This is a genomic window from Cellulomonas sp. 73-92, assembly GCF_001898175.1.
Taxonomy (GTDB): domain Bacteria; phylum Actinomycetota; class Actinomycetes; order Actinomycetales; family Cellulomonadaceae; genus Cellulomonas.
In genome coordinates this window covers 158,718-183,593 of the sequence record NZ_MKTH01000013.1, presented here as the reverse complement: position 1 = coordinate 183,593, position 24,876 = coordinate 158,718, and the positions used below count along the sequence as shown (strand labels likewise).

Annotated in this window: 20 protein-coding genes; 9 read left to right on the top strand and 11 right to left on the bottom strand. The window is 73.4% G+C overall.

Annotation, left to right across the window (positions count from 1 at the left end):
* Positions 1–108: 108 nt before the first annotated feature.
* The 3 genes from glpK to BGO37_RS07510 all read right to left on the bottom strand — a co-directional run bounded on the left by glpK (position 109) and on the right by BGO37_RS07510 (position 4,348).
* Positions 109–1,632 carry a glycerol kinase GlpK gene (gene glpK / locus BGO37_RS07520; RefSeq protein ID WP_291753618.1) on the bottom strand — a complete coding sequence of 508 codons (1,524 nt, stop codon included), beginning with the start codon at positions 1,630–1,632 and terminating at the stop codon, positions 109–111.
* Positions 1,633–1,773: 141 nt separating this feature from the next.
* Positions 1,774–2,508: an MIP/aquaporin family protein gene (locus tag BGO37_RS07515; RefSeq protein ID WP_291753616.1), complete on the bottom strand. Its 735-nt coding sequence runs from the start codon at positions 2,506–2,508 to the stop codon at positions 1,774–1,776.
* Positions 2,509–2,575: 67 nt separating this feature from the next.
* On the bottom strand, positions 2,576–4,348 hold the full coding sequence (locus BGO37_RS07510) for a glycerol-3-phosphate dehydrogenase/oxidase (protein ID WP_291753615.1): 1,773 nt from the start codon (positions 4,346–4,348) through the stop codon (positions 2,576–2,578).
* A gap of 127 nt (positions 4,349–4,475) precedes the next feature.
* Here BGO37_RS07510 and BGO37_RS07505 point away from each other — a divergent pair, with 127 nt between their 5' ends.
* Together BGO37_RS07505 and BGO37_RS07500 are read left to right on the top strand one after the other, a co-directional pair.
* Positions 4,476–5,477: a sugar-binding transcriptional regulator gene (locus BGO37_RS07505; protein ID WP_291753614.1), complete on the top strand. Its 1,002-nt coding sequence runs from the start codon at positions 4,476–4,478 to the stop codon at positions 5,475–5,477.
* Positions 5,478–5,504: 27 nt separating this feature from the next.
* Positions 5,505–6,011: an amino-acid N-acetyltransferase gene (locus tag BGO37_RS07500; protein WP_291753612.1), complete on the top strand. Its 507-nt coding sequence runs from the start codon at positions 5,505–5,507 to the stop codon at positions 6,009–6,011.
* A 100-nt stretch (positions 6,012–6,111) separates the two neighbouring features.
* Here the strand turns inward: BGO37_RS07500 and BGO37_RS07495 are convergent, their stop codons facing one another.
* A complete protein-coding gene (locus BGO37_RS07495; RefSeq protein ID WP_291753611.1) occupies positions 6,112–7,041 on the bottom strand; it encodes an A/G-specific adenine glycosylase in 930 nt (309 codons plus the stop codon).
* Between the two features lie 41 nt (positions 7,042–7,082).
* Between BGO37_RS07495 and BGO37_RS07490 the strand changes: the two genes are divergently transcribed.
* Both BGO37_RS07490 and BGO37_RS07485 read left to right on the top strand, forming a co-directional pair.
* Positions 7,083–7,772, top strand: a complete 690-nt coding sequence (locus BGO37_RS07490) for a GNAT family N-acetyltransferase (protein WP_291753610.1) — start codon at positions 7,083–7,085, stop codon at positions 7,770–7,772.
* Positions 7,773–7,831: 59 nt separating this feature from the next.
* Entirely contained in the window at positions 7,832–8,449 is a 618-nt protein-coding gene (locus BGO37_RS07485) for a hypothetical protein (protein WP_291753609.1), read from the top strand.
* Between the two features lie 6 nt (positions 8,450–8,455).
* On the opposite strand, the gene disA is transcribed toward BGO37_RS07485, so the two are convergent.
* Both disA and radA read right to left on the bottom strand, forming a co-directional pair.
* Positions 8,456–9,526, bottom strand: a complete 1,071-nt coding sequence (gene disA / locus BGO37_RS07480; RefSeq protein ID WP_291753607.1) for a DNA integrity scanning diadenylate cyclase DisA — start codon at positions 9,524–9,526, stop codon at positions 8,456–8,458.
* Between the two features lie 81 nt (positions 9,527–9,607).
* Complete coding sequence (gene radA / locus BGO37_RS07475; protein ID WP_291753606.1) at positions 9,608–11,116, bottom strand: DNA repair protein RadA; 1,509 nt, start codon at positions 11,114–11,116, stop codon at positions 9,608–9,610.
* A gap of 41 nt (positions 11,117–11,157) precedes the next feature.
* On the opposite strand from radA, the gene BGO37_RS07470 reads away from it, so the two are divergent.
* Complete coding sequence (locus BGO37_RS07470) at positions 11,158–11,814, top strand: hypothetical protein (RefSeq protein WP_291753604.1); 657 nt, start codon at positions 11,158–11,160, stop codon at positions 11,812–11,814.
* Between the two features lie 9 nt (positions 11,815–11,823).
* Here the strand turns inward: BGO37_RS07470 and BGO37_RS07465 are convergent, their stop codons facing one another.
* The 5 genes from BGO37_RS07465 to BGO37_RS07445 form a co-directional block, all read right to left on the bottom strand.
* Positions 11,824–13,977 carry a glycosyltransferase family 39 protein gene (locus BGO37_RS07465; protein ID WP_291753602.1) on the bottom strand — a complete coding sequence of 718 codons (2,154 nt, stop codon included), beginning with the start codon at positions 13,975–13,977 and terminating at the stop codon, positions 11,824–11,826.
* Positions 13,974–15,365, bottom strand: coding sequence for a glycosyltransferase (locus BGO37_RS07460; protein WP_291753600.1), 1,392 nt, complete (start codon positions 15,363–15,365; stop codon positions 13,974–13,976). The genes BGO37_RS07465 and BGO37_RS07460 overlap by 4 nt, the downstream gene beginning before the upstream one ends.
* Positions 15,366–15,433: 68 nt before the next feature.
* Positions 15,434–16,855, bottom strand: coding sequence for a cell wall metabolism sensor histidine kinase WalK (locus BGO37_RS07455; protein WP_291753598.1), 1,422 nt, complete (start codon positions 16,853–16,855; stop codon positions 15,434–15,436).
* Between the two features lie 137 nt (positions 16,856–16,992).
* A complete protein-coding gene (locus tag BGO37_RS07450; protein WP_291753597.1) occupies positions 16,993–17,727 on the bottom strand; it encodes a response regulator transcription factor in 735 nt (244 codons plus the stop codon).
* Positions 17,728–17,792: 65 nt separating this feature from the next.
* Entirely contained in the window at positions 17,793–18,452 is a 660-nt protein-coding gene (locus BGO37_RS07445) for a TetR/AcrR family transcriptional regulator (protein ID WP_291753595.1), read from the bottom strand.
* 102 nt (positions 18,453–18,554) lie between these two features.
* On the opposite strand from BGO37_RS07445, the gene BGO37_RS07440 reads away from it, so the two are divergent.
* From BGO37_RS07440 to BGO37_RS07425, 4 genes are all read left to right on the top strand, one after another.
* The gene (locus BGO37_RS07440; RefSeq protein WP_291753592.1) at positions 18,555–21,005 is read left to right on the top strand and encodes a glycoside hydrolase family 3 protein; all 2,451 of its coding nucleotides are present in this window, start codon (positions 18,555–18,557) and stop codon (positions 21,003–21,005) included.
* A gap of 67 nt (positions 21,006–21,072) precedes the next feature.
* Entirely contained in the window at positions 21,073–22,764 is a 1,692-nt protein-coding gene (locus BGO37_RS07435; RefSeq protein ID WP_291753589.1) for an ABC transporter substrate-binding protein, read from the top strand.
* A gap of 87 nt (positions 22,765–22,851) precedes the next feature.
* Positions 22,852–23,898 carry an ABC transporter ATP-binding protein gene (locus tag BGO37_RS07430; protein WP_291753586.1) on the top strand — a complete coding sequence of 349 codons (1,047 nt, stop codon included), beginning with the start codon at positions 22,852–22,854 and terminating at the stop codon, positions 23,896–23,898.
* Positions 23,895–24,875, top strand: a complete 981-nt coding sequence (locus BGO37_RS07425) for an ABC transporter permease (RefSeq protein WP_291753583.1) — start codon at positions 23,895–23,897, stop codon at positions 24,873–24,875. Before BGO37_RS07430 ends, BGO37_RS07425 begins: the two co-directional genes overlap by 4 nt.
* Position 24,876 lies beyond the last annotated feature (1 nt).

Genomic DNA, 24,876 nt, shown 5'->3' with positions numbered 1-24,876 from the left:
CCGGCCAGCACCGACCACGGCACGACCCACGACACGGCGAGGGCCGGGTCGCCGTCCCCCGGCGGCATCCCGGCCCTCGTCGTCCGCCCTCTCAGGCGGGACCGTGAGTCACTTCACGTCGTCGTCGACCCACTCGAACGTGCGGGTGACGGCCTTCTTCCACAGCCGGTACGTCCGGTCGCGCTCGGCCGGGTCGATCGACGGGTTCCAGCGCTTGTCCTCGGCCCAGTTGTCGATGACGTCCTGCTCGCCGTTCCAGAACCCGACCGCGATGCCCGCCGCGTAGGACGCGCCGAGGGCGGTGGTCTCGGCGACGACCGGGCGGATGACCGGGACGCCGAGGATGTCGGCCTGGAACTGCATGAGCGCCTCGTTGGCGACCATGCCGCCGTCGACCTTGAGCTCGGTCAGCGCCACGCCGGAGTCGGCGTTCATGGCGTCGAGGACCTCGCGGGTCTGGAAGGCGGTGGCCTCCAGCGCGGCGCGGGCGATGTGGCCCTTGTTGACGAACCGCGTCAGGCCGACGAGCGCGCCACGCGCGTCCGACTTCCAGTACGGCGCGAACAGGCCGGAGAACGCCGGCACGAAGTACGCGCCGCCGTTGTCCTCGACCGTGTCGGCCAGCTGCTCGATCTCCGGGGCGGACGAGATGATGCCCAGGTTGTCGCGCAGCCACTGCACCAGCGAACCGGTGACGGCGATCGAGCCCTCGAGGGCGTACACGGCCGGCTGGTCGCCGATCTTGTAGCAGAGGGTGGTCAGCAGGCCGTTCTTCGACGGGACCGGCGACGTGCCCGTGTTGAGGAGCATGAAGTTGCCGGTGCCGTAGGTGTTCTTGGCGTTGCCGACCTCGAAGCACGCCTGGCCGAACGTCGCGGCCTGCTGGTCGCCGAGGTCGCCGGCGATCGGCACGCCCGGGACCATGCCGCCCTGGCGGCCGTAGCCGTAGACCTCGGACGACGACTTGATCGCCGGCAGCATCGACATGGGGATGCCCATGTCGCGCGCGATGTCCTCGTCCCACGAGAGGGTGCTCAGGTCCATGAGCATGGTGCGCGAGGCGTTGGTGACGTCCGTGACGTGCACGCCACCGTCGACGCCGCCGGTCATGTTCCAGATCGTCCAGGTGTCGGTGTTGCCGAACAGGAGCTGGCCGGCCTCGGCCTTCTCGCGCGCGCCCTCGACGTTGTCGAGGATCCACTTGACCTTCGGGCCGGAGAAGTACGTCGCCAGCGGGAGGCCGACGCGTGCCTTGTAGCGGTCCTGGCCGCCGCCGAGCGCACCGAGGTCCTCGACGATCTTCGCCGTGCGGGTGTCCTGCCAGACGATCGCGTTGTAGACGGGCTGCCCGGTGGTCTTGTCCCAGACGACCGTCGTCTCGCGCTGGTTGGTGATGCCAACGGCTGCGATGTCGACGTAGGTGAGGTTGGCGTTGGCCAGGGCGATCGCGACGACCTCGCGGATGTTGTCCCAGATCTCGATGGGGTTGTGCTCCACCCAGCCGGCGCGCGGGAAGATCTGCTCGTGCTCCTTCTGGCCGACGGAGACGATGCGGCCGGAGTGGTCGAAGATGATCGCGCGAGAGCTCGTGGTGCCCTGGTCGATGGCGAGGACGTACTTGGTATCGGGCATGACAAAGTCTCCTTGACGAATTGGTGAGGAGCGACGTCCCGGCGGCGCGCCTGGCGCGATCGGCGCGGTGCGCGCCGCCGGGAGTCTGGGGGGATGCCGGTGATGCCCGTCGTCGGGCGGCCGGCTGGCCTACGGGGTCGTTCAGACGATGTAGGCGTGGGCCACGAGGCCGGCGATCGCGCCGCCGACGAGCGGGCCGAAGACCGGGACCCAGGAGTACGCCCAGTCGCTCTTGCCCTTGCCCGGGATCGGGAGGAAGGCGTGCGCGATGCGGGGGCCGAGGTCACGGGCGGGGTTGATGGCGTACCCGGTCGGACCACCGAGGCTCATGCCGATGCCCACGACGAGGAACGACACGGGGAGCGGGCCGAGCGATGCCGGGTTCTTGCCGAACGCCAGGATGACGAAGACCAGCACGAAGGTGCCGATGACCTCAGTGAAGAAGTTCCAGCCGTAGGAACGGATCGCCGGGCCGGTGGAGAACACGCCCAGCTTCGTCGCCGGGTCGGCGTCCTCGTCGAAGTGCTTCTTGTACGCGAGCCAGCACAGGACCGCACCGATGATCGCGCCGATCATCTGGGCGAGCCAGTACAGCAGCATGTTGCTGAAGCTCGACGTGATGCCCTTCGCGAACTGGTCCGCCTTGTCCGGGGCGTTCAGGTACAGGCCGAGCGTGACGGCCGGGTTGATGTGCGCACCCGACTTGAAGGAGACGTAGACACCGGACATGACGGCCAAGCCCCACCCGAAGGTGATGACGACCCAGCCGGAGCTGAACCCCTTGTTCTTCGGCAGGATGACGTTCGCCACGACGCCTGTACCGAGAAGGACCAGCATCGCCGTTCCGACGATCTCGGAGACAAAAGCTTGACTCACGGTCTACCCACTTTCGTTGTGACGGGACTTCGTTGTCACGTGCACCTCGCGGCCAGGCCGCGAGGGTCTAGCGGCCGGTTTCCGGGGAACCGGCTCCCTTCCCGACGGCATACATCGGGGTGAGGTCTGTTGCCTTCAGGCGAACGGCCTCGGCAGAGGCGTCATCGCCTTCCTGCGCCGCGGCGTCCTCCGCCTCGACGCGTTCACGATAGGCCTGGATCTCCTTCTCCCGGGTCTTTTCGTCCCATCCGAGAACGGGTCCGACGAGATCGGCGATCTCCTCGAGCGCGGCCACGCCCTTGTCGACCTGCTCGTAGTTGAGCCGGGTGCGGTTCATCAGCACGTCGTCGAGGTGCAGGACGCCCTCGTGCGTGGCGGCGTAGAGCGCCTCGACGCGGGTGTAGGCCGGGGCTCCGGTGAGGGGCTTGGCGAGGTCCGGCCGGGCCTCGACGAGCTCGATGAGCTCGGGGAGCAGGGAGCCGTACCGGCTGAGGAGGTGATCGACGCGCCCCTCGTCCCAGCCGTAGGCGGCGGCCCATGTCTTGGCCTGCGCCTCGATGACGGCCAGCCCGTCGGCCCCCGCGAGCGGCAGGTTCGCCGTCGGGGAGGGCAGCGACTTGGCGCGGGCGCCGAGCGCGAAGTCGACGGCGTCCTTGGCCATCACCCGGTAGGTGGTGAGCTTGCCGCCGGCGATGACGGTGAAGCCGGGCGCAGGCGAGGCGACGGTGTGCTCGCGGGAGACCTTGGTCGACTGCGTGCCCTCCTTGACCTCCGGCTGGAGCAGCGGCCGCAGGCCGGCGTAGACGCCGATGACGTCGTCGCGGGTCAACGGGTCCTTGAGCACCGTGTTCGCGTGCTCGATGACGTAGTCGATGTCGGCGCCCGTGGCCACCGGGTGGCGCAGCTCCTGCACCCACGGGGTGTCGGTGGTGCCGATCACCCAGTAGCGCGGCCACGGGATGAGGAACAGCACCGACTTCTCGGTCTGGAGGATCAGGCCGACGTCACCGCGGATGCGGCTGCGCGGCACGATGAGGTGGATGCCCTTGGAGGCGAGGACCTTGAGGCCGCCGGTCGAGCCGGTGAGCGCCTCGGTCTGCTCGGTCCAGACGCCGGTGGCGTTGATGACGTTCTTCGCCGCGACGTCGAAGCGGTCGCCGGTCTCCAGGTCGACGAGCTGGGCACCGGTCACGCGGCCGGAGGCGTCCTTGAGGATGCCGGTCACCTGGGTGCGGCTGGCGGCGTGCGCGCCGTAGGACACGGCGGTGCGGACGAGCGTCTCCACGAGACGGGCGTCGTCGAGCATGGTGTCCCAGTACTGGATCGCGCCGACGGCGACGTCGGGGCGGAAGTCCGGGAACATCTGGGTCATCCGCGTGTGCGAGATGTGCTTGTGGAACGGGATCGCGTGGCGGGTGCCGGTCGACTGGGCGAGCGCGTCGTAGAGCGCGATGCCGGCGCCGACGTACGCCCGCTCCCACACGTGGTGCTGCAGCGGGTACAGGAACGGGGTCGGCCGCACCAGGTGCGGCGCGATGCGCTGCTTGAGCAGGTTGCGCTCGGTCAACGCCTCGTGGACGAGGTGGAAGTCGAGCATCTGCAGGTAGCGCAGGCCACCGTGCGCCATCTTCGTCGAGCGGCTCGAGGTGCCGCTGGCCCAGTCCTGGGCCTCGACGACGGCGGTGGAAAGGCCACGGGAGACCGCATCGAGTGCGATGCCGGCGCCGGTGACGCCGCCTCCGATGACCAGGATGTCGATCTCGTGGCCCGCTTCCGTGCTGGAACGGAGGACCTCGAGAGCGGCGGAACGGGCCTGGGGCGTCAGCGGCGCGGTCCTCATGTGAACTTCTCCTGCAGTTAGGCACGCTCGCCCGTCGGGGGCGGCTGAGTTATCGTCATCGCCAGGTGAACGCATGCGCAACACGAGTGCACATACGTGCACGGAGTAGGGACCTTGGGGGTGGGGCATGTACGTCAACAAGGAGCAGCAGGACGTGCTGCGCGCGGCCTCGATGTACTACCTGCAGGACCTCAAGATGGAGGTCATCGCGCGGCACCTGGGCACGTCGCGCTCCACGGTGTCTCGCCTGATCAAGCGCGCGCGCCAGTCCGGACTGGTCGAGATCACGCTGCGCCCGGCGAGCACCCGTGCGCCAGGTCTCGGCCGGTCGATCACGTCGATCTTCGGCGTCGAGGCCTACGTCGTGCCGGTCCCGGACTCGGCGAGCGACCTTGAGCGGCTGGAGCAGGCGTCCATGACGGGCGCCAAGCTCATCTCCTCGTGGTTCGACTCGGACATGGTGCTCGGCCTGGCGTGGGGCACCACGCTGGCCTCGGTCTCCCGCTACCTCGTCCCCAAGCCGACCCGCAGCGCCGCCGTGGTCCAGCTGAACGGCGCCGCCAACATGCGCACGAGCGGCATCGAGTACGCCTCCGACCTCATCTCGAGCTTCGGCACCGCGTTCGGTGCGGCGGTGCACCACTTCTCCGTGCCGGCGTTCTTCGACTACCCCGACACCAAGGCCGCGATGTGGCGGGAGCGGTCGGTCAAACGGGTGCTGGACATGCAGCGCCGCGCGGACATCGCCGTGTTCTCGGTCGGCGCCCTGGCCGGGGCCGTGCCCTCGCACGTCTACTCGGCCGGCTACCTCGACGAGGACGACGTGCGCGTGCTGCACGACGAGGGGGTCGTCGGCGACGTCTGCACCGTGTTCCTGCGTGCCGACGGCTCGTGGGAGGACATCTCGCTGAACGAACGTGCGACCGGCCCCACGCCGGTGCAGCTGCAGCGGATCCCGCGCCGCGTGTGCATCGTCGCCGGCGACGCGAAGGTCACGCCGCTGCTGGCCGCGCTGCGCGCCGGCGTCGTCACGGACCTCGTCGTCGACGAGATCACCGCGACCGGCCTGCTCGAGGCCGTCGAGCCGGCGCCCCTGCAGCGCCGCGCGCGCGCCCACGTCGGCGGCTGAGCCGCGCCGCCTGGCTACCGTGGGGGCGTGATCTCCGAGCTGCGGGTGCGCCCCGCGACGCCCGCCGACGTGCACGCGATCCACGACCTCGTCGAGCCGTACGCCACCGAGCGCATCCTGCTGGCCAAGGAGTGGGTCGGCTACTACGAGGCGGTGCAGGAGTTCGTCGTCGCCGTCGACGGTGACGACGTCATCGGCTGCGGCGCCCTGCACGTCATGTGGTCCGACCTCGCCGAGATCCGCACCCTGGCGGTCGACCCGTCGCGGCGTCGCCACGGTGTCGGCCACGCGCTGCTGCGGACCCTGCTCGACCGGGCCCGTGCCTTCGGGCTGCGGCGCGTGTTCTGCCTGACGTTCGAGGTGGACTTCTTCGCGTCGCACGGGTTCGAGGTCATCGCCGGCACTCCGGTCGCCCCCGACGTCTACGCCGAGCTGCTGCGGTCGCACGACGACGGCGTCGCCGAGTTCCTCGACCTGGCGCGCGTGAAGCCCAACACCCTGGGCAACACGCGGATGCTGCTCGATCTGGGCTGACCCCCACCGGCCGGTGGAGCCTGCCGCCCCTCCGGTGGCGACGAGTGGAGCCGCCTGGCCGCGGCACGCCGTCCGGGCAGGTCAGATGCCTCCACCGGGGTCATGGGAGGCGGTAGGACGCGGGCTCGTCGTCCGGTCCCGCCGTCGCACCGGTCACCGTCAGGGGGACGACGAGGCCGTCGGCGACCAACGCCTCCACGCAGCGGGTGAGCTGGCGGGCGTCGGGCCACACCGCCGCGACGGCGTCGGCCGGCACGGGCCCGATCGCCCCGCGCAGCAGCGCCATGACGCGGCCGCGCACCTGGCGGTCGGTGCCCTCCCACGGCTGGCCGCGGCGGCGGTGGGCGTGCTCGTCGGGCGGCCTGCCGGCGGTCAGCCAGGCGCACGACGAGGCCAGCGGGCACGCCTCGCAGCGCGGCGCGCGGGCGGTGCACACCAGCGCCCCCAGCTCCATCGTCGCCAGCGCCCACCGGGCGGCGCCGGCGTCGTCGGACGGCGTCAGGCGGTCGGCGAGGGCGACCTCGGCCGACGTCTGGGTGGGCGCCGGGAGCGCCGCCCCGGCCGCGTGGCGGGCCAGGACGCGGCGCACGTTCGTGTCGAGCACCACTGCCCGGCGACCGAACGCGAACGCCCGCACCGCGGCCGCGGTGTAGGCGCCGACGCCCGGCAGCGCGAGGAGGGCGGCCTCGTCGTCCGGCACCTCGCCGCCGTGGCGGGCGACGATCGCCGCCGCGCACGCGTGCAGCCGCAGCGCCCGGCGGGGGTAACCGAGGCGGTCCCAGGCGCGTAGCACGTCGGCCGGCGAGGCCGCCGCCAGCGCGGCGGGCGTGGGCCACCTCGCGAGCCACGCCCGCCACGCGGGCTCGACCCGCGACACGGGGGTCTGCTGGAGCATCACCTCGCTGACGAGCACGCCCCATGGCGTCCGGTCGGGCGCGCGCCAGGGCAGCACGCGGGCGTGCTCGTCGAACCAGGCGAGCAACGGGTCGGCGGGCACGGGACATCCTCTCCCGGAAAGACCGGGTGACATTGCGGGTGAAATGGGCGCGCTCCCAGACCTACCCTCGAGACATGGTCGAGCCGGGCTCGACCCGACACCTGCCGTCGGGCGCCGTGCCGGCCCATGCCGTCCCGCTGGGCGCGCTGGGCGGCATCCCCACGCCGTTCGAACCGCCGGTCCGCGCCGCGTCGAGCGCCTGGCTGCGCACGGCCCCGTGCCACGGCGTCGAGGAGCTCGACGTGGTGTTCGGCACGCGGGGCGAGGCGGCGCACTGCTGGTGCCAGTACGACCGCGTGCCGATCCCCCTCTTCGAGACGCTCGACGACGAGCACCGGCGCGAGATGCTCGGGATCGAGCTGCGCCAGCACCCGACACCCGGCGTCGTCGCCACGCTGGGCGACGAGCGCGTGGGGTGGTGCTCGGTGGGGCCGCGCTCCCTCTTCGGGCGGCTGCGGACCGCGGCGTCGACGTCGTCGCCCGCCACCTCGGCCGACGACCCCGCGGTCTGGTCGGTGACCTGCTTCGTCATCCGCCCCGGGTACCGACGGCACGGCGTGGCCACGGCGCTGCTCGCCGGCGCGATCGAGCACGCGCGGTCGGGCGGCGCGGGGTGGCTCGAGGCGTACCCGACCGACTCGACCGGGCCCGCGGCGGTGCTCGACCGGCTCTACCGCGGGTCGCTCGCGCTGTTCCTCCAGGCCGGTTTCGAGGTCGTGGCCCGGCCCCGTCCCGGGCGCGCGATCGTCCGGCTCGAGCTGTAGCGCGGCGCGTCGTCCCGCAGCCGCGCGCCCGCTCGCTACCGTCGAGCGGGGAGGTCTGCGTGGCGGGAGAGCGGTTGCCGGCGAGCGTCTACTGGAGACGCCGGTTCGTCGTGCTCGGGATCCCGCTCCTGCTCGTCGTCGTGCTCGTCGCGTACCTGCTCAACCGGGGCGACGAGCCCAGCGCGGCGCACACGCCCGGTGGGACCGCGGGCCCGACGGCTCCCACGACGCCGGCGCCGACCCCGACGGCGACCGGCTCGCCGGTCGCGGCCGCCAACGGCGGCGTCGCCAGCTGCGTGGCGCCGGCCCTCACCCTCGGCATCACCCCCGACGCGGCCTCGGTGCCCGCGGGATCCACCCCTACGTTCACCGTGACGATCAACAACGTCGGCAACACGCCGTGCGTCGTCGACGCGGGCGAGCTGCAGCGCGAGGTCGTCGTCGTGTCGGGCAACGACCGCGTGTGGTCGTCGAAGGACTGCGCCTCGGCGAAGTCGCCGGCCCGCACGCTGCTGCTGACGCCGGGCATGACCGACACGTCGCACGTCGCCTGGAACCGCGTCCGCTCGGCGCCGGGATGCCCGGGCAACCTGCCGGCGCCCCGGCCCGGCACCTACCAGGCCACCGTCGCCCTGGCGGGGACGTCGAGCGGGTCCGTGGTGTTCCAGCTCGGCTAGGCCGAGCTAGACGTAGCGCTCGAGGATGCTCGACTCGGCGAGCCGGCTCAGGCCCTCGCGCACCGTGCGGGCGCGCAGCTCGCCGACACCGTCGACGGCCATGAGTTCCTCGACGCCGGCGGCCAGCAGCTTTTGGAGCGAGCCGAAGTGCAGCACGAGCCGCTCGACGACCGCCGACGGCAGGCGCGGCACGCGCGACAGCAGCCGGTAGCCCCGGGGTGCGACGGCGGCGTCGAGCGTGTCGCCGCCCGGCAGGCCGAGCACGCGGGCGATGTGGCCGAGGTCGAGCAGCTCGGTGCTCGTCAGCTCGGCGAGCGCCGTCTGCACCTGGTCGACGTCGCGGCGGCCGGTGTCGACGTAGTCGCGGATGACCAGCTGCCGGTCGGCGTCCGACCCGGCGATCAGCTCGTCGAGCTGGAGGGCGAGCAGCCGCCCGTCGGTGCCGAGCTCGACGACGTAGCCACCGATCTCCTCCGAGATGCGGCGGACCATCTCGAGCCGCTGCACGACCGTCGAGACGTCGCGCACCGTCACGAGGTCCTCGATCTCCAGCGCGGACAGCGTCCCGGTCACCTCGTCCAGGCGGGCCTTGTAGCGCTCCAGCGTCGCCAGCGCCTGGTTGGCGCGCGAGAGGATCGTCGTGGAGTCCTCGAGCTGGTGGCGGCCGTCGCCCACCCAGACGGCGATGATCCGCATCGACGCGGACACGGAGATCACCGGGTGGCCGGTCTGCTTCGCGACCCGCTCGGCCGTGCGGTGGCGGGTGCCGGACTCGCTGGTCTGGATCGACGGGTCCGGCAGCAGCTGCACGCCGGCCCGCACGATGCGGTTGGTGGTGGTGTCGATGACGACCGCGCCGTCCATCTTGCAGAGCTCGCGCAGCCGGGTCCCGGAGAACTCGACGTCCATGACGAAGCCGCCCGAGCACAGCGCGTCGACCGACTCGTCCATGCCGAGCACGATGAGGGCGCCGGTGCGGCCGCGCAGGATGCGCTCGAGCCCGTCACGCAGCTCGCCGCCGGGGGCGACGGCGGCGAGGGTCGAGCGCAGGAGCTCGTCCTGGGACGGGTGGGCCACGTGCCGATCGTAGTGGGCGCCGTCGGCACCACCCCTGGTCAGCACGTCCTGCCCGCGACGATCGGGTAACGATCCCATCGGTCAGCGGGAGGGGAGCCGGGCGACGCCGTCCGGCAGCTCGTCGTGCCCGGCCGGGAACCGGCTGGGGTGCGCCTCCCGGGCGCCGTCCTCGCCCAGGCCGGCGGCCAGCACCGCGGCGGGCAGGTCCGCCACGCGCGTCACGTGCATGCCCTCCGGCACCACGAGCTCGTCGGTGGCGGCCGGCACCACGGCGCGCCGGAACCCGAGGCGTGCGGCCTCCGCCAGGCGGCGGCTCGCGCCCGCGACCGGACGGATCTCCCCGGCCAGCCCCACCTCTCCGATCGCGACGAGCCCGCGCACCGGCGGGCGGTCGACGTGCGACGAGACGACGGCGAGCGTCACCGCCAGGTCGGACGCCGGCTCGACCACGCGGGACCCGCCGACCGTGGACACGTACACGTCCTGGCCGGCCAGCGGCAGGCGGAACCGGCGCTGCAGCACGGCCAGCACCATCGCCAGTCGGGAGCCGTCGACGCCCGACGTGGTGCGGCGCGGGTTCGGCGCGCCCGTCGGGGCGACGAGCGCCTGCACCTCGCACGCCATGGGCCGCCGGCCCTCGAGCGTCACGGTGAGGCACGTGCCCGAGGTCGGGTGCAGCGCCGCGAGGACGAAGAGCCCGCTCGGGTCGCTGAGGCCGACGATGCCCTTCTCGGACAGGTCGAAGCACCCGACCTCGTCCGTGGGGCCGAACCGGTTCTTGGTGGCCCGCAGCAGCCGCAGCCGCGAGTGCCGATCGCCCTCGAACTGGCAGACGACGTCGACGAGGTGCTCCAGGGTGCGCGGCCCGGCGACCGAGCCGTCCTTGGTGACGTGCCCGACGATCACCACGGGCATGCCGCGCGACTTCGCCGCGGCGATGAGGGCCGCCGCGACCTCCCGCACCTGGGTGACGCCGCCGGCGGCGCCCTCGACCTGGTCGGAGGCCACGGTCTGCACCGAGTCGACGACGAGCAGGTCGGGCCCGACCTGCTCCACGTGGCCGAGCACGGTGGCCAGGTCCGTCTCGTCGGCCAGCAGCAGGCCGGGCTCGAGCGCACCGATGCGTCCCGCCCGGAGCCGGACCTGGCCGGCCGACTCCTCGCCCGTCACGTAGAGGACGCGCCGGCCACCGCGGGCCGCCTGGGCGGCGACGTCCAGCAGGAGGGTCGACTTGCCGACGCCCGGCTCGCCCGCGAGGAGCACCACGGCACCCGGGACGAGCCCGCCGCCGAGCACGCGGTCCAGCTCGTCGACCCCGGTGGGGCGCGCGCGGGCCGTCTCGACGTCGATGTCGCCGATCGGACGGGCCGGCGCGCCCGCCGGCCGGGAGGACACCGTCCGCGGGGCGCCCCCGCCGGGACCGGCCTCCTCGGCGACCGTGCCCCAGGCCTGGCACTCCCCGCACCGCCCGACCCACTTGGCCGTGGTCCACCCGCACTCGGCGCAGCGGTACCCGTTCGACGGCGTGCGGGAGCGGGAACGAGCAGTGGCGGTCGTCACGCGCGGCACCGTATCGGCCCGGACCGACATCGGTACGCTGCCTGGCGACGCGACGGTGGACGGAGGCGACGATGGCGGACGGCGTGGGCCCGCAGCACGGGCGTGACGAGGGCGGCCGGCGTCGCTGGCTCCTGCCCACGGCGCTCGGTGCGGCCGTGGTCGTGCTCGCCGGCGTCGTCGTCGGCATCGTCCTGTCGCAGCGCGGGTCGACGACCGTCGCCGCCACCGAGCCGACCGCCGTCGTCACCACGGTGCACCTCCCCGTGCCGACCCCGACGGTGCAGCCGAGCGCCCGCGCGACGAGCACGGCCTTCACCGCGCTGCTGCCCGCCAGCGTGCTCCAGTACGCGTTCGCCTCGTCGCAGCCCGCGAACGACTGGCTGGCGGCCGGTGCGCTCGAGGCATGGGCCGACACCTACACGGACGGCGGCAGCGGGAAGCTCACGGTGCAGGCCGGGCAGTTCCCGACGGCCGACGAGGCGACGGCCTTCGCCGCCACGCTGACCGCCGCGCTGCCGACTGCCGCCCCGAGCCCGGCCGCGACCGGAGGGCCCTCGCTCCCGAAGACCGGCCAGGTGGCGGCCGCCGGCACGGTCTCCGGGAGCTACACGATCGTCGACGGCGGCGACGGGACCGGGATCGCGGTGTGGACCAACGGCACGGGCGTGTTCCGCCTGGTCGCGCCGTTGGCCGACATCCTCAACGCGTACGGGTCCTACCCGCTCTGACGGGCCCGGTCAGGAGCCCGACGACGCGGGTGTCGCCGTCAGGTCGTAGAGCGTCACGCCGTCGACGGTCGTCGCGGTGTAGGTCGACTCGACCCACTGCTGGATCTGCGTCGCGACGTCCGAGCCGCCGTTCGACCGGCCGAGCCCGCCGCCTGCGATGTACCAGTGGACGTCCCCGGCGGCGACCCACGCCTGGAACTGCGCGAGCGTCGGGGAGGGGTCGCTGCCGTTGAACCCGCCGATCGGCATGACGGACGTCTGCGTGGCCAGCTGGTAGCTGGCGGCGTTCTGCGAGCCGGTGGTCGCGGCGGCCCAGCGGTAGCCCGAGGCGCCCTGCTCCAGGAGAGTCGCGACCTGCGAGCTGACGCTCGTGCCGTCGAGCAGGCCGCCCATGCCGCCACCGCCGCCACCGCCCGGGCCGTTGCCGGCCCCGAACCCGTTCGTCGTGCCCTGGCCGTTGGTGGTCCCGCCGCCGGCCTGGCCGTTCGTCGTGCCACCGTTCGTCGCGCCGCCCGGGAAGCCCTGGCCGCCGGGGAAGCCCGGCCCGTTCGTCGTCGTGCCCGGAGCGCCGCCTCGGGAGCCGAACCGGCCGGGCCCGCCGCCGAAGCCGGTCGCGCCTGTGACGGTCGGCCCCGCCGAGACGATCGAGCCGGTGTGCGCGGTCGAGACGGTCTGCAGCGTGTACGCGGTCGGGCCCGCAAGGCCGGCCAGCACGGCGCCGGCGGCGCCCAGCGCCACGAGCCGGCGCTCGACCGCCGGCTGCAGGAGGAGCGCCGGCCCGACCGCGACGAGCAGGCCGGCCACGGTCGCCACCGCGAGCACCGCCCAGCGCAGCCAGCCGTTCCAGCCGGCCGAGCGGCCGAGCAGCGCCCAGGACCACCACCCGGTGCCCAGCGTCACGACCGCCAGCAGCACCCGCCAGCCCCACGCCGCGCGGCGCCGCCAGGCGAGCTCCGCGCCGATCCCGACGAGCGCCGCGATCGCGGGGGCGAGGGCCACCGTGTAGTAGGCGTGGAAGATGCCGGCCATGAAGGAGAAGGTCAGCCCGGTGACGAGCAGCCACGCCAGCCAGACGACGACCTGCGCACGTGCGCCGCTCGTCCGGCCGGCCCGCCGCAGGGCCCACAGCGCCCCGACCGCGAGCACCAGCGCGGCGGGGAGGAGCCAGGCGATCTGGCCGCCGGCCTCGGCCGAGAACATGCGGGTGATGCCGGTGGCGCCCCAGCCGCCGCCCTGCCCGCCGCCGGGGGCCGTGCCGCCGCCGACCGACCCGACCTCCTGGCCGGTGAGCCGGCCGAAGCCGTTGTAGCCGAACGTCAGCTGGAGGAAGGAGTTGCCCTGGGAGCCGCCGACGTAGGGACGCGACGCCGCGGGCCACAGCTCGACGAGCGCCACCCACCAGCCGGCGGACACCACCATCGCGGCGACCGCGACGAGCCCGTCGCGGAGGCGCTTGAGCCACGGCAGCGGGGCGGCCCACAGGAAGGCGACGGCCAGGCCGGGCAGGACGAGGAACGCCTGCAGCTGCTTGGTGAGGAACGCCAGCCCGACGAAGACGCCGGCCAGGGCCATCCAGCGGGTGGTCCGCGGCCCGTCGACCGCGCGCATCGTCGCCCACACCGACGCGACCAGGAGCAGGACGAGCAGGGCGTCCGGGTTGTCGAACCGGAACATCAGCGCGGCGACCGGGGTGAGCGCGAGGGCGGCGCCGGCCAGCAGCGCGGCGCCGGCCGAGAAGTGTCGGCGGACGACGAGGTAGGTCAGCGCCACCGCGGCCACGCCCATGAGCGCCTGCGGCGCGAGCACCGACCACGACGAGAGGCCGAACAGCCGCACCGACAGTCCCATGACCCACAGCGACGCGGGCGGCTTGTCGACGGTGATCGACCCGCCGGCGTCGGAGGCGCCCCACAGCAGCGCCCACCACGACCTCGACCCGGCCTGGGCCGCCGCGGCGTAGAAGGAGTTGCCGTAGCCGGACGCGGACAGCCCGACGAGGTAGAGCACCGCGCTCGCCACGAGCAGCCCGACGAACCCGGGCACCTCCCAGCGCGGCCGGCGCCCCGGGGGAGCGGGCGGGGTCGGGCGCTCGTCGGCCGGCCCGGCCTCGATCGGTCCCGTGCCGGGCGCCGCGGGGGCGATCTGGCTGGTGGTCGTGGTCATCGCAGGGCCTCCTCGGGCCGGGTGCCCACGGTCGCCGTCGAGCAGGCGTCCAGGGCGGGGTCGGTGGTCGGTACCGGGCCGGACGTGGCGGCCGGCACGGGGTGGGCTACGGGGACCGGTCCGGCGGGAGGGGGCGGCGCCGGGCTCGCCGTGCGCTCGCGCGCCGGGGCCTCGCGGAACACCCAGCCGCGTAGCAGGACGAAGCGCAGGGCGGTCGCCACGAGGTTCGCGACGGACAGCACGATCAGCTCGGCCAGCCGCGGGGCGGCGGGCGCCAGGACGTGCAGCAGCGCCAGGGCGCCCGCGGTGAGCGCCCACGCGAGCGCGAAGACCGCTAGCCCCTGGCCCTGGTGGCGCACCGCCCGTTCGCGGCCTCGCACGCCGAACGTGTAGGCCCGGTTCGCCGCGGTGTTCGCGACGGCGGTGATGAGGAGGGCGGCGACGTTGGCGGCCTGCGCGCCCAGCGGCCCGGCCAGCAGGAGGTAGAGGAGGGCGTAGGCCAGCGTCGAGGCGACGCCGACGACGGCGAACCGGACGAGCTGGGTGACGAGGCCGGGGCGCGGGCCGGCAGGGAACGCCCGGTCGGACGTCAGCGGCAGCCGGGGGCGGATCGCGTCCAGCGGCAGGCGCCCCGCGGCCAGCGCGCGGCCCACGCGCGCGATGCCGCGCAGGTCCTGGCGGGCGGTGGCGGGCACGTCGACCCGCGAGTCGGGGTCGTCGACCCAGTCGACCGGGACCTCGTCGATCCGCAGCCCGGCCTTCTCGGCGAGCACGAGCAGCTCGGTGTCGAAGAACCACTGCGTGTCCGCGACCAGGGGCAGCAGCTGGCGCGCCGCGTCGGCGCGGATCGCCTTGAAGCCGCACTGCGCGTCGGAGAACCGGGCGCCGAGCGTGCCGCGCAGCAGCACGTTGTAGCACCGTGAGATCAGCTCGCGGCGCGGCCCGCGGACTACGCGGGAGGTGCGCGCGAGGCGCGTGCCGATCGCCAGGTGCGCGTGCCCGGACACGAGCGGCGCGACGAGCGGGGGCAGCGCCGACAGGTCCGTCGACAGGTCCACGTCCATGTACGCGAGGACCGCCGCGTCCGAGCCGCCCCACGCCGCCTGGAGCGCGCGGCCCCGGCCCTTGGCGTCGAGGTGCAGGGCGCGCACCCCGTCGAGCTCGTCGGCCAGGCGGCACGCGATCGCCCACGTGCCGTCGGTCGAGGCGTTGTCCGCGATCGTCAGCCGCGCGGGGTACGGCAGCTGCGCGTCGAGGAACGCGCGGGCGGTGCGCACGGCACGCTCGAGGCCGCGCTCCTCGTCGTGCACGGGGATGACCAGCTCGAGCACCGGGGCGGTGCTGGCCCGGTCCCGGCTGAGGGCGGTGGCGTCGGTCGTCGCTTCCATGCCTCCGACCGTGGCGGACCAGCCTCGGCGCACCGGATGGGGGCGCTGTGCCGCGACTGTGGGATGTCTCAGGCGGTGGGGGTGGCCGCGGGCAGCGTCACCGTGAACACCGTGCGGCCGGGCCGGGAGGCGCACGCCAGCGTCCCGCCGTGCGCGTGGACCACCGCGTTGGCGATGGCCAGCCCGAGCCCGGTCGACCCGGCGGCGTGGTTGCGGGAGGCATCGCCCCGCGTGAAGCGCTCGAAGAGCCGCTCGCGCAGCTCGGCCGGGATGCCCGGGCCGTCGTCGTCCACGCGCACCACGACGGCGCCCCCCTCGCGCCGGACGCCGACCTCGATGTGCGTGCCCGCAGGGGTGTGCACGCGGGCGTTGGTCAGGAGGTTGGCGAGCACCTGGCGCAGCCGGTGGTCGTCGCCCGTCACGATCGTCGTGGGGTCGTCGGCGCCGTCGTCGTCCGCCACGACGTCGAGCTGCCAGACGTGGTCCGGGCCGGCCGCGTGGGCGTCGGCGACCGCGTCGACCGCCAGCTCGGCGAGGTCGACGGTCTCGCGCTCCAGGTCGCGCCCGGCGTCGAGCCGGGCCAGCAGCAGCATGTCCTCGACGAGCGCGGTCATCCTGATCGCCTCGGCCTCGACGCGTGCCAGGGCCTGCCCCACGCCGTCGGGCAGCGGCTCGTCGGACCGGCGCACCAGCTCGGTGTAGCCGCGGATCGAGGCCAGCGGGGTGCGCAGCTCGTGGGACGCGTCGGCGACGAAGCGGCGCACCTGCTGCTCCGACTCCTGCCGGGCGGTCAGGGCGCGCTCGACGTGGCCGAGCATCCGGTTGAACGCCGCGCCGACCTGCCCGACCTCCGTCGTGGGGTCGGCGTCGGGCACGCGCTCGTCGATCGACACCTCGCCCTTGGCGAGGGGCAGCTCGGAGACGCGCGTCGCGGTGGCGGCCACGCTCGTCAGGGGCCGCAGGCCGCGGCGCACCAGGACGTTGGCCGCCGCGGCGGTCAGCGCCAGCCCGACGACGGCGACGATGAGCTCGACCATGACGTACCCGCGCACCGTGGCGTCGGCGCTCGCGGTGGGGATCGCCGTGATGACGGCCCCGTCGTCGGTCCGGCCGGCGACGGCGCGGTACGAGCCGAGGTCGCCGAGCGTGATCGGGACGATGCGGCCGTCCGTCGGCACCGTCAGCAGCGTGGCGAGCTGGTCGCTCGTCAGCGGCCGGTAGGAGCCGTCCGTCCCGATGTACCCGCTGCGCACCTGGCCGGAGGTGACGACGTTGACGGTGCCGACCTCCTGCCCGGGTCCGTTGAACCACGGCGGGCGGTTGTCGGCGTCGTTGTCGGTGATCACCGGGGCGGTCGCGGTGCTGGGAGGCGGCGTGCGGGTGGCCGTGCCGGCGCGGGCGGCGGCGGCGACCAGCCGGTTGTCGACCTGCTGCAGCAGGGACGCGCGCAGCGCGAGCGTCGAGGTGACGCCCATGATGGCGGCGACCACCGCCAGCAGGCCGACGGCGGTGAGCGTCAGGCGCCGGCGCAGCGTCGGCCGTCGGCGCGGTCCCGGTCTCCGTCCGTGCCCTGAGCCACGCCTCGTGATGCGCGTCGCGAGGCGCCGGACGCGGCCAGCCATGCCGGTCACGCCGGGCGCAGCACGTACCCGACGCCTCGCAGCGTGTGCAGCATCGGGGTGCGGCCCTTGTCGATCTTGCGCCGCAGGTAGGAGACGTACAGCTCGACGATGTTCGCCTGGCCGCCGAAGTCGTACTGCCACACGCGGTCGAGGATCTGGGCCTTGCTCAGCACGCGGCGCGGGTTGCGCATGAAGTAGCGCAGCAGCTCGAACTCGGTCGCCGTGAGGTGGATGTCGTCGGTGCCGCGCCACACCTCGTGGCTGTCCTCGTCCATGCGCAGGTCGCCGACGACGAGCTGGGCCTCCTGGTGCCCGGTCGTCGCGCCCGTGCGGCGCAGCAGCGCCCGGAGCCGGGCGACGACCTCCTCGAGGGAGAAGGGCTTGGTGACGTAGTCGTCGCCGCCCGCGGTGAGCCCGGCGATGCGGTCCTCGACGGCGTCCTTCGCGGTGAGGAAGAGCACGGGGACGTTCGGGTGCGTGGTGCGCATCCGACCGAGCACCTCGAGCCCGGTGAGGTCGGGGAGCATGACGTCGAGGACGACGACGTCGGGCTCCAGCTCCTTGGCGCGGCGGATCGCCGCGTGGCCGGTCAGCGCGTGCTCGACCTGCCAGCCCTCGTACCGCAGCGCGGTGGCGAGCAGCTCGGCGAGGTTGGGCTCGTCGTCCACGACGAGGGCCCTGATGGGGGAGCCGTCGGCACGCGTGAGGACGTCGGGCCGGCGGGCGGTGGTCGTCGTCATGGTCACGAGGATCCAGGGGCGACCTGTGGTGCCACTGAAGCGTTCCTGTGAACTGCCTGAGCGGATCAGGCCGAGGGTGGCGGGACGGGCTGCCCGCGCTCCGGGCCCGCGATGGTCGCGGCGACGATCGCCTCGATGGCGAACGCGGTGGTCTCCGCGAGGTCGACGGCGTCGGGGTCCAGCAGCCACTGGATCTGGATGCCGTCCATGACGCCCAGGATCGCGGCGGCGCCCTGGTAGGCGAGGTCGCGGTCGACCTCGGGGTGCCAGGCGACGAGCGCGTCGGCCACCTCGTCGCGCAGCGTGGCGAAGCGCGCCGTGGCCCACGGCCGGGCGGGGTGGCCGTCCGTGACCGCCTCGCCGGTGATGACGGCGTAGGTCTGCACCATGCCGGGGCGCTCGGCGTTCATCCGGGCGGTGAGCAGCAGGTGGCGGAACAGCTCGAGGCCGCCGGGGATGTGCTTGCCCTCGAGCTCGGCGACCTGCTCGGCGTCGCGGAAGTCCAGCACCGCGGTGAGCAGCTGCTCCTTGGACTTGAAGTGGTGGAGCACGCCCGCGTGGGTCATGCCCACCTGCTCCGCGACGTCGGCCAGCGAGCCGGTCTTGTAGCCCTTCTGACCGAACGTCGACGCGGCGGCGCGCAGGATCTCCTCGCGCCGGGCTGCCGTCCCTTGGCGCGGCCCGCGCCTAGCGCGGTCCGCGGGGCGGGCTGGTTCCGCTCCCATGGACCGAAACCATACTGTGATCTAGTACTTACTGACAGGTAAGTAACCAGCGTGGTTGCATGTCCCCGAACGACGACGTCCGCGCAGGAAGGCCCCGACGCAGTGGCACTCGACACGGTCCCCCCGACCGCACCCGCCGCCGGACCTCAGACCGTGCTGGCCGCCCTGACGCGCGACGAGAAGGTCGCGCTCCTGGTCGGCATCGACATGTGGCGCACCGCCGCCGTGCCGCGCCTCGGGCTGCGGTCGATCGTCATGTCCGACGGCCCGGCGGGCGTCCGTGGCGACGCCGGCGACTCCGCGGCATCGTTCCCCGCGCCGTCCGCGCTCGGCGCCACGTGGGACGTCGCCCTCGCGGCCCGGGTCGGCGAGGCGTTCGCCGCCGAGGCGCGCCGGCACGGGGTGGATGTTGTGCTGGCGCCCCAGGTGAACATCCAGCGCACCCCGGTGGGCGGACGGCACTTCGAGTGCTACAGCGAGGACCCGGTGCTCACCGCGTCCCTCGCGGTGCCGCTGGTCGCCGCCGCGCAGGCCCGCGGCGTCGGCATGTGCGTCAAGCACTTCGTCGCCAACGACTCCGAGACGGACCGCACCCGCTACGTCTCCCGCGTCGGGCAGCGCCCGCTGCGCGAGGTGTACCTCGCGCCGTTCGAGGCGCTGGTCGGCGCCGGCGCCTGGGCCGTGATGGGGGCCTACAACGGGGTCGACGACGGCGTGGAGTCCGCGCCCGTGCTCGAGCACCGCCACCTGCTCACCGACGTCCTCAAGGGCGAGCTCGGGTTCGACGGGGTGCTGGTCTCCGACTGGGTGGCCACCAAGTCGGTGACCGGGCCGGTGCGTGCCGGCATGGACCTGCAGATGCCGGGCCCCGACGGGCCGTGGGGCGATGGGCTGGCGGCCGCGGTGGCGTCCGGCGAGGTCGCCGAGGACGAGCTCGACGACAAGGTGCTGCGGATCCTGCGCCTCGCCCAGCGCGTCGGGGCCCTCGGGACGTCGGCGTCGCCCGTGACCGGCGTCGACGTCCCCGGGGTGCTGCGCGAGCTCGTCGCGCGCTCGCTCGTCGTGCTCAAGGACGACGACGGGCTGCTGCCGCTGGAGCGCCCCGCCCGGATCGCCCTCGTCGGGCCGAACGCCGTGACGCCGTTCCTCGCCGGCGGCGGCTCCTCGGCCGTGCAGGCGGACCGCCACGTCGGGCTGGATGCCGCGCTTGCGCTCGCGTTCCCCGGTGCCACGGTCGAGCTCGCCGCCGGTGGCGTGTCCCGCTTCACGGCGCCGTCGCTCGACCTGTCGCAGGCGACGACGCCGGACGGCAAGCCGGGCGCGCACGTGCAGCTGCTCGACGCGGCGGGCGCCGTGCTCCGCGAGTGGGTCGCCACCGAGTGGGACGAGGACGTCGCCGACCTGCCCGACGAGGCGGTCGCGCTGCGGCTGCGCACGTCCGTGCCCCTGACGACCCCCGGCACCCACACCGTCGGCGTCGCGACGATCGGGCGCCACCGCGTGCTCGTCGACGGCGGGCAGGTCTCGGCGAGCGACCGTGTGGTCGACGAGGACGTGGTCCTCGACTCGACGTACAACCACCCGGCCGCCGTCATGGTGCCGGTGACCGGGCCGGAGGTCGTGCAGCTGGACGCCACCGTGCAGGTGGCGCACCCGGTGGGCTACGACGCGTTCCTTCGCCTGCGCCTGCTGCACGACGAGCCAGGGCCGACCCCCGCGCAGCTGCGCGAGCAGGCGGTGGCGGCGGCAGCGGCCGCCGACGTCGCGGTCGTCGTCGTCGGCACCACCGAGGAGGTGGAGTCGGAGGGCTGGGACCGCACCGACCTCGACCTGCCCGGCGACCAGGACGAGCTGGTGCGCGCCGTGCTGGCGGTCCAGCCGCGCACGGTCGTCGTCGTCGACGCCGGCGCGCCGGTGCTGCTGCCCTGGCTCGAGCAGGCGCCCTGCGTGGTGTGGGGCTGGCTGGGCGGCCAGGAGTGGGCCGACGGGCTGGCCGACGCGCTGTCGGGCGCCGTCGAGCCGTCCGGCCGGCTGCCGTGGACGCTGCCGGCCCGTGCGCAGGACGTGCCCGTGCCGGACGCCGTGCCGGTGGACGGCATCGTCGACTACGCCGAGGGCGTCGACGTGGGCCACCGCGGCTGGGACCGGCTCGGCCGGGTCCCCGCGGCGCCGTTCGGCCACGGGCTCGGCTGGACCACGTGGGAGTACGTGGCGGCCGAGGTGTCGCCCGGCGACGACGGCGTGACCGTCGCCGTCACGCTGACCAACACCGGCCGCCGGCGCGGCCGTGAGGTCGTCCAGGTCTACGTCGAGCCGCCGGCCGGCACCCCCGTCGGGGAGCGCCCGGTGCGGTGGCTCGGCGGGTTCGCCGTCGTGGACGCCGATCCCGGCACCACCACGACCGTCCAGGTCCGGCTGCACCCGTACGCGCTGCGGACCTGGGACACGGGTGCCGGGTGGGCGACGCCACCCGGCACCTACCCGATCCGCGTGGGCCGCTCGTCGCGCGACCTGCGCCTGACCACCGAAGTCGTCATCCCGTCCCAGCAGTAGTCCACGCAAGGTCAACGCAACACAGCGGCGGGCGGTCGTCCGCCGCAACCAGTGCAAGGAGGCACTCGTGACAACGCGCAAGCTGGCCGCGACGGTCGCCACCCTGGCGGCCGTCGCGATGCTCGCCACCGCCTGCAGCAGCGGTGGGGGCACCACGCCCACCACCGGGGCCACCGGTGGCGGCAACAGCGCGGCCGCAGGCGGCCAGACGCTGACCATCTGCATGCCGAACGGCCCGCAGACGAACAACTCGAACCCGTTCCTCAACACCGCGTCGGGCAACTCGCTCGGCTACCGCTGGGCGATCTACGAGCCGCTGGCGCAGGTCAACGACACGCGGCCCTCCAACAAGCCGGAGCCGTGGCTCGCCAAGTCGTGGGAGTGGAACGCCGACTTCACGCAGCTGAAGATCACGGCACGTGACGGCGTCAAGTGGTCGGACGGCCAGGCGTTCACGGCCGACGACATCGCGTTCTCGCTGCAGCTGCGCAAGGACCACAAGGAGCTCAACACCGAGGGCCTGCCCTACGGCGACATCGCGGTCTCCGGCGACACGGTGACGGTCGGCTTCACGTCCGGCCAGTTCATCAACCAGATCAAGATCCTGCAGCTGTTCGTCGTCCCGAAGCACATCTGGTCGTCGATGACCGACCCGGTGAAGGACCCCAACCAGAAGCCGATCGGCACCGGCCCGTACACGCTGACCTCGTGGACCGACCAGGCCGTCATCCTCGACCAGAACCCGACCTACTGGGGCGGCAAGCTCGCGGTCCCGCAGCTGCGCTACACCTCGTACTCGGGCAACGACACCGAGACGACCGCGCTGGCGACCGGTGAGTGCCAGTGGGGCTGGACGTTCATCGCCGACTACCAGAACGTCTACGTGGCGAAGGACGCCGCCCACAACAAGGTGTTCATGCCCGCCGGGCTGGGCATCGACCAGCTGATGCTCAACGTCACCAAGCCGCCGTTCAACGACGTCGCGGTGCGCAAGGCCCTCAACATGGTCGTCGACCGCAAGCAGGCCTCCGTGGTCGCCGAGTCCGGCCTCTTCCCCGAGCTCACCAACATCACGGGCATCCCGACGCCGGCGGGTGACTCGTTCATCGCCGACGCCTACAAGAACCAGACGTACAAGGTGGACGTCGCCGGCGCCAAGAAGGTGCTCACCGACGCCGGCTACACGTACGACGGCGACAAGCTGATCGGCAAGGACGGCAAGCAGGTCTCCTTCAAGCTCTGGGTGCCGGCCGGCTGGAACGACTACGTCACCAGCCAGCAGCTCATCGCCCAGTCCGCGCAGTCGATCGGCATGAACGCCACGACCGACACCCCGACGGCCGACGCCTGGTTCGCCGCCAACAACACGGGCGACTTCGACGCCGCGCTGCACTGGACGAACACCGGCATGACGCCGTTCGAGATGTACTCGGACATGTTCGACCCCGCGTACTACCTCCCGGTTGGCCAGCAGGCCAACTGGAACCTGGGCCGCTTCCAGGACGACGCCGCTGCCGCCGCGTTCAAGGCGTACACCGACGCCACGGACGACGCGGGCCGCAAGGCCGCGCTCGACACGATCGAGAAGATCTTCGTCGAGCAGGTCCCGGCCATCGCCGTCGACGCCCGCCCCGCCGCCGCGGAGTACTCGACGAAGTACTACGTCGGCTGGCCGGACGACGGCAACGCGTACGCCAACCCGCAGCCGACGGTCGCCAACGCGACGTGGATCCTCACGAAGCTGAAGCCCGCCTCCTGATGAACCGTCGCGGTCCCCGCCGGCAGCCTCTGTCCTGCGCCGGCGGGGACCGCCATGCCCCATCCGCTCCCCAGCCCCAGGTGACCGATGAGTGACACTCCCGCCCCGCCCGACGACGTCGTCCTGCAGGCAGTCGGCCTGACCAAGCACTTCCCGGTGCGGGGCCTCACCTCGCGCGGCGTGGTGCACGCCGTCGACGGCGTGGACCTCCAGCTGCGCGCGGGCCAGGTGCTCGCCCTCGTCGGCGAGTCCGGCTCCGGCAAGTCGACCGTCGCGCGGCTGCTCGCGCGCCTCTACCCCCAGACCGCCGGCCAGGTGCTGCTGCACGGCCGGCCCGTGACCGCCCTGTCGGGCCGGGCCTTCCGTGAGTACTGCCGGAAGGCGCAGATGATCTTCCAGGACCCGTTCGCGTCGCTGAACCCGGTGCACACCGTGCGCTACGTGCTGACGCGCTCGCTGCGGATCCACCACCGCGGGCTGCGCGGCGCCGCGCTCGAGGACGCGCTGCGCGCGCTGCTCGACCGGGTCCAGCTCAACCCCGACACCTACGTCGACAAGTTCCCGCACGAGCTCTCCGGCGGGCAGCGCCAGCGGGTCGCGATCGCGCGCGCCCTGGCGGCCGACCCCGAGGTGCTGCTGGCCGACGAGCCGATCTCGATGCTCGACGTCTCGATCCGGCTCGGCGTGCTCAACCTGCTGCGCGACCTGCGGGACAGGCTCGGCATCGCGATCCTCTACATCACGCACGACATCGCCTCGGCGCGCTACTTCGCCGACCGCACGCACGTGATGTACGCGGGGCAGACGGTCGAGACCGGCGACAGCGAGTCGGTGACGCAGACGCCCGCGCACCCGTACACCCAGCTGCTGGTCCGCTCGGCCCCCGACCCGGAGCACCTCGGCGACCCGCTGCGCACCGGCGCCACCGGGGAGCCGCCGAACATGGTCGAGCCGCCGGCCGGCTGCCGGTTCCACCCCCGCTGCCCGTTCGCCGCCGAGCTGTGCCGCACGCGCGTGCCGGAGCTGCTGCCGATCGGCGCGGGCCGCGAGGTCGCGTGCTGGGGGTACGCGCCCGACGAGCCCGGGGCGCCCGACCTCGGCACCGCCAAGGTCAGCCAGGAGGTGGCCCGATGAGGTTCCTCGTCCGCCGCGTGGTCTTCTACGTCGTCACGGCCTGGGCCGCGGTGACCATCAACTTCTTCATCCCGCGGATGATCCCGGGCGACCCGGTGCAGGCGCTCATCAACCGGTACCAGGGCCAGCTCGACAGCCACGCGATCCAGGCGCTGTACGTCCTGTTCGGGCTCGACAAGAAGGTGAGCCTCTGGGACCAGTACTGGCAGTACTGGGGGCAGCTGTTCCGTGGTGACCTGGGGATCTCGTTCTCCTACTTCCCGACCCCGGTGTCGCAGGTGCTGCGGTCCTCGCTGCCCTGGACGGTCGGCCTGGTCGGCGTCGCGACGATCATCTCGGTGGTCGGCGGCTCGCTCGTCGGGGTGTACCTGGGCTGGCGCCGCGGCACGAAGGCGGACGCGATCGTCCCGATCACCACGTTCTTCTCGTCGGTCCCGTACTTCTGGCTCGGCATCATCGCGATCGCCGCGTTCGCCGTGACGTGGAAGGTGCTGCCCACCGGCGGCGGCTACGACGGCAACCTGCTGCCGTCGTGGAGCGGGGCGTACGTCGGCTCGGTGCTGCAGCACGCGCTGCTGCCGGGGCTGACCATCGTGCTGTCGTCGATCGCCGGCTGGATCCTCGGCATGCGCAACATGATGGTGACCGTCACGAGCGAGGACTACGTCACGGTGGCGCAGGCCAAGGGCCTGTCCGAGCGCCGCGTGATGTTCGGCTACGCCGCCCGCAACGCGATCCTGCCGCAGGTCTCCGGCTTCGCCCTGTCGCTCGGGTTCGTCGTCTCCGGGACGCTCGTCATGGAGATGGTGTTCAGCTACCCGGGCATCGGGTTCCGCCTGTTCCAGGCCATCGGCGGCAAGGACTACCCCCTGATGCAGGGGATCTTCCTGGTCATCACGCTGTCCGTGCTCGTCGCGAACATCCTGGCCGACGTCGTCTACGTGCTGCTCGACCCCCGGACCCGGCAGGAGGCCTGAG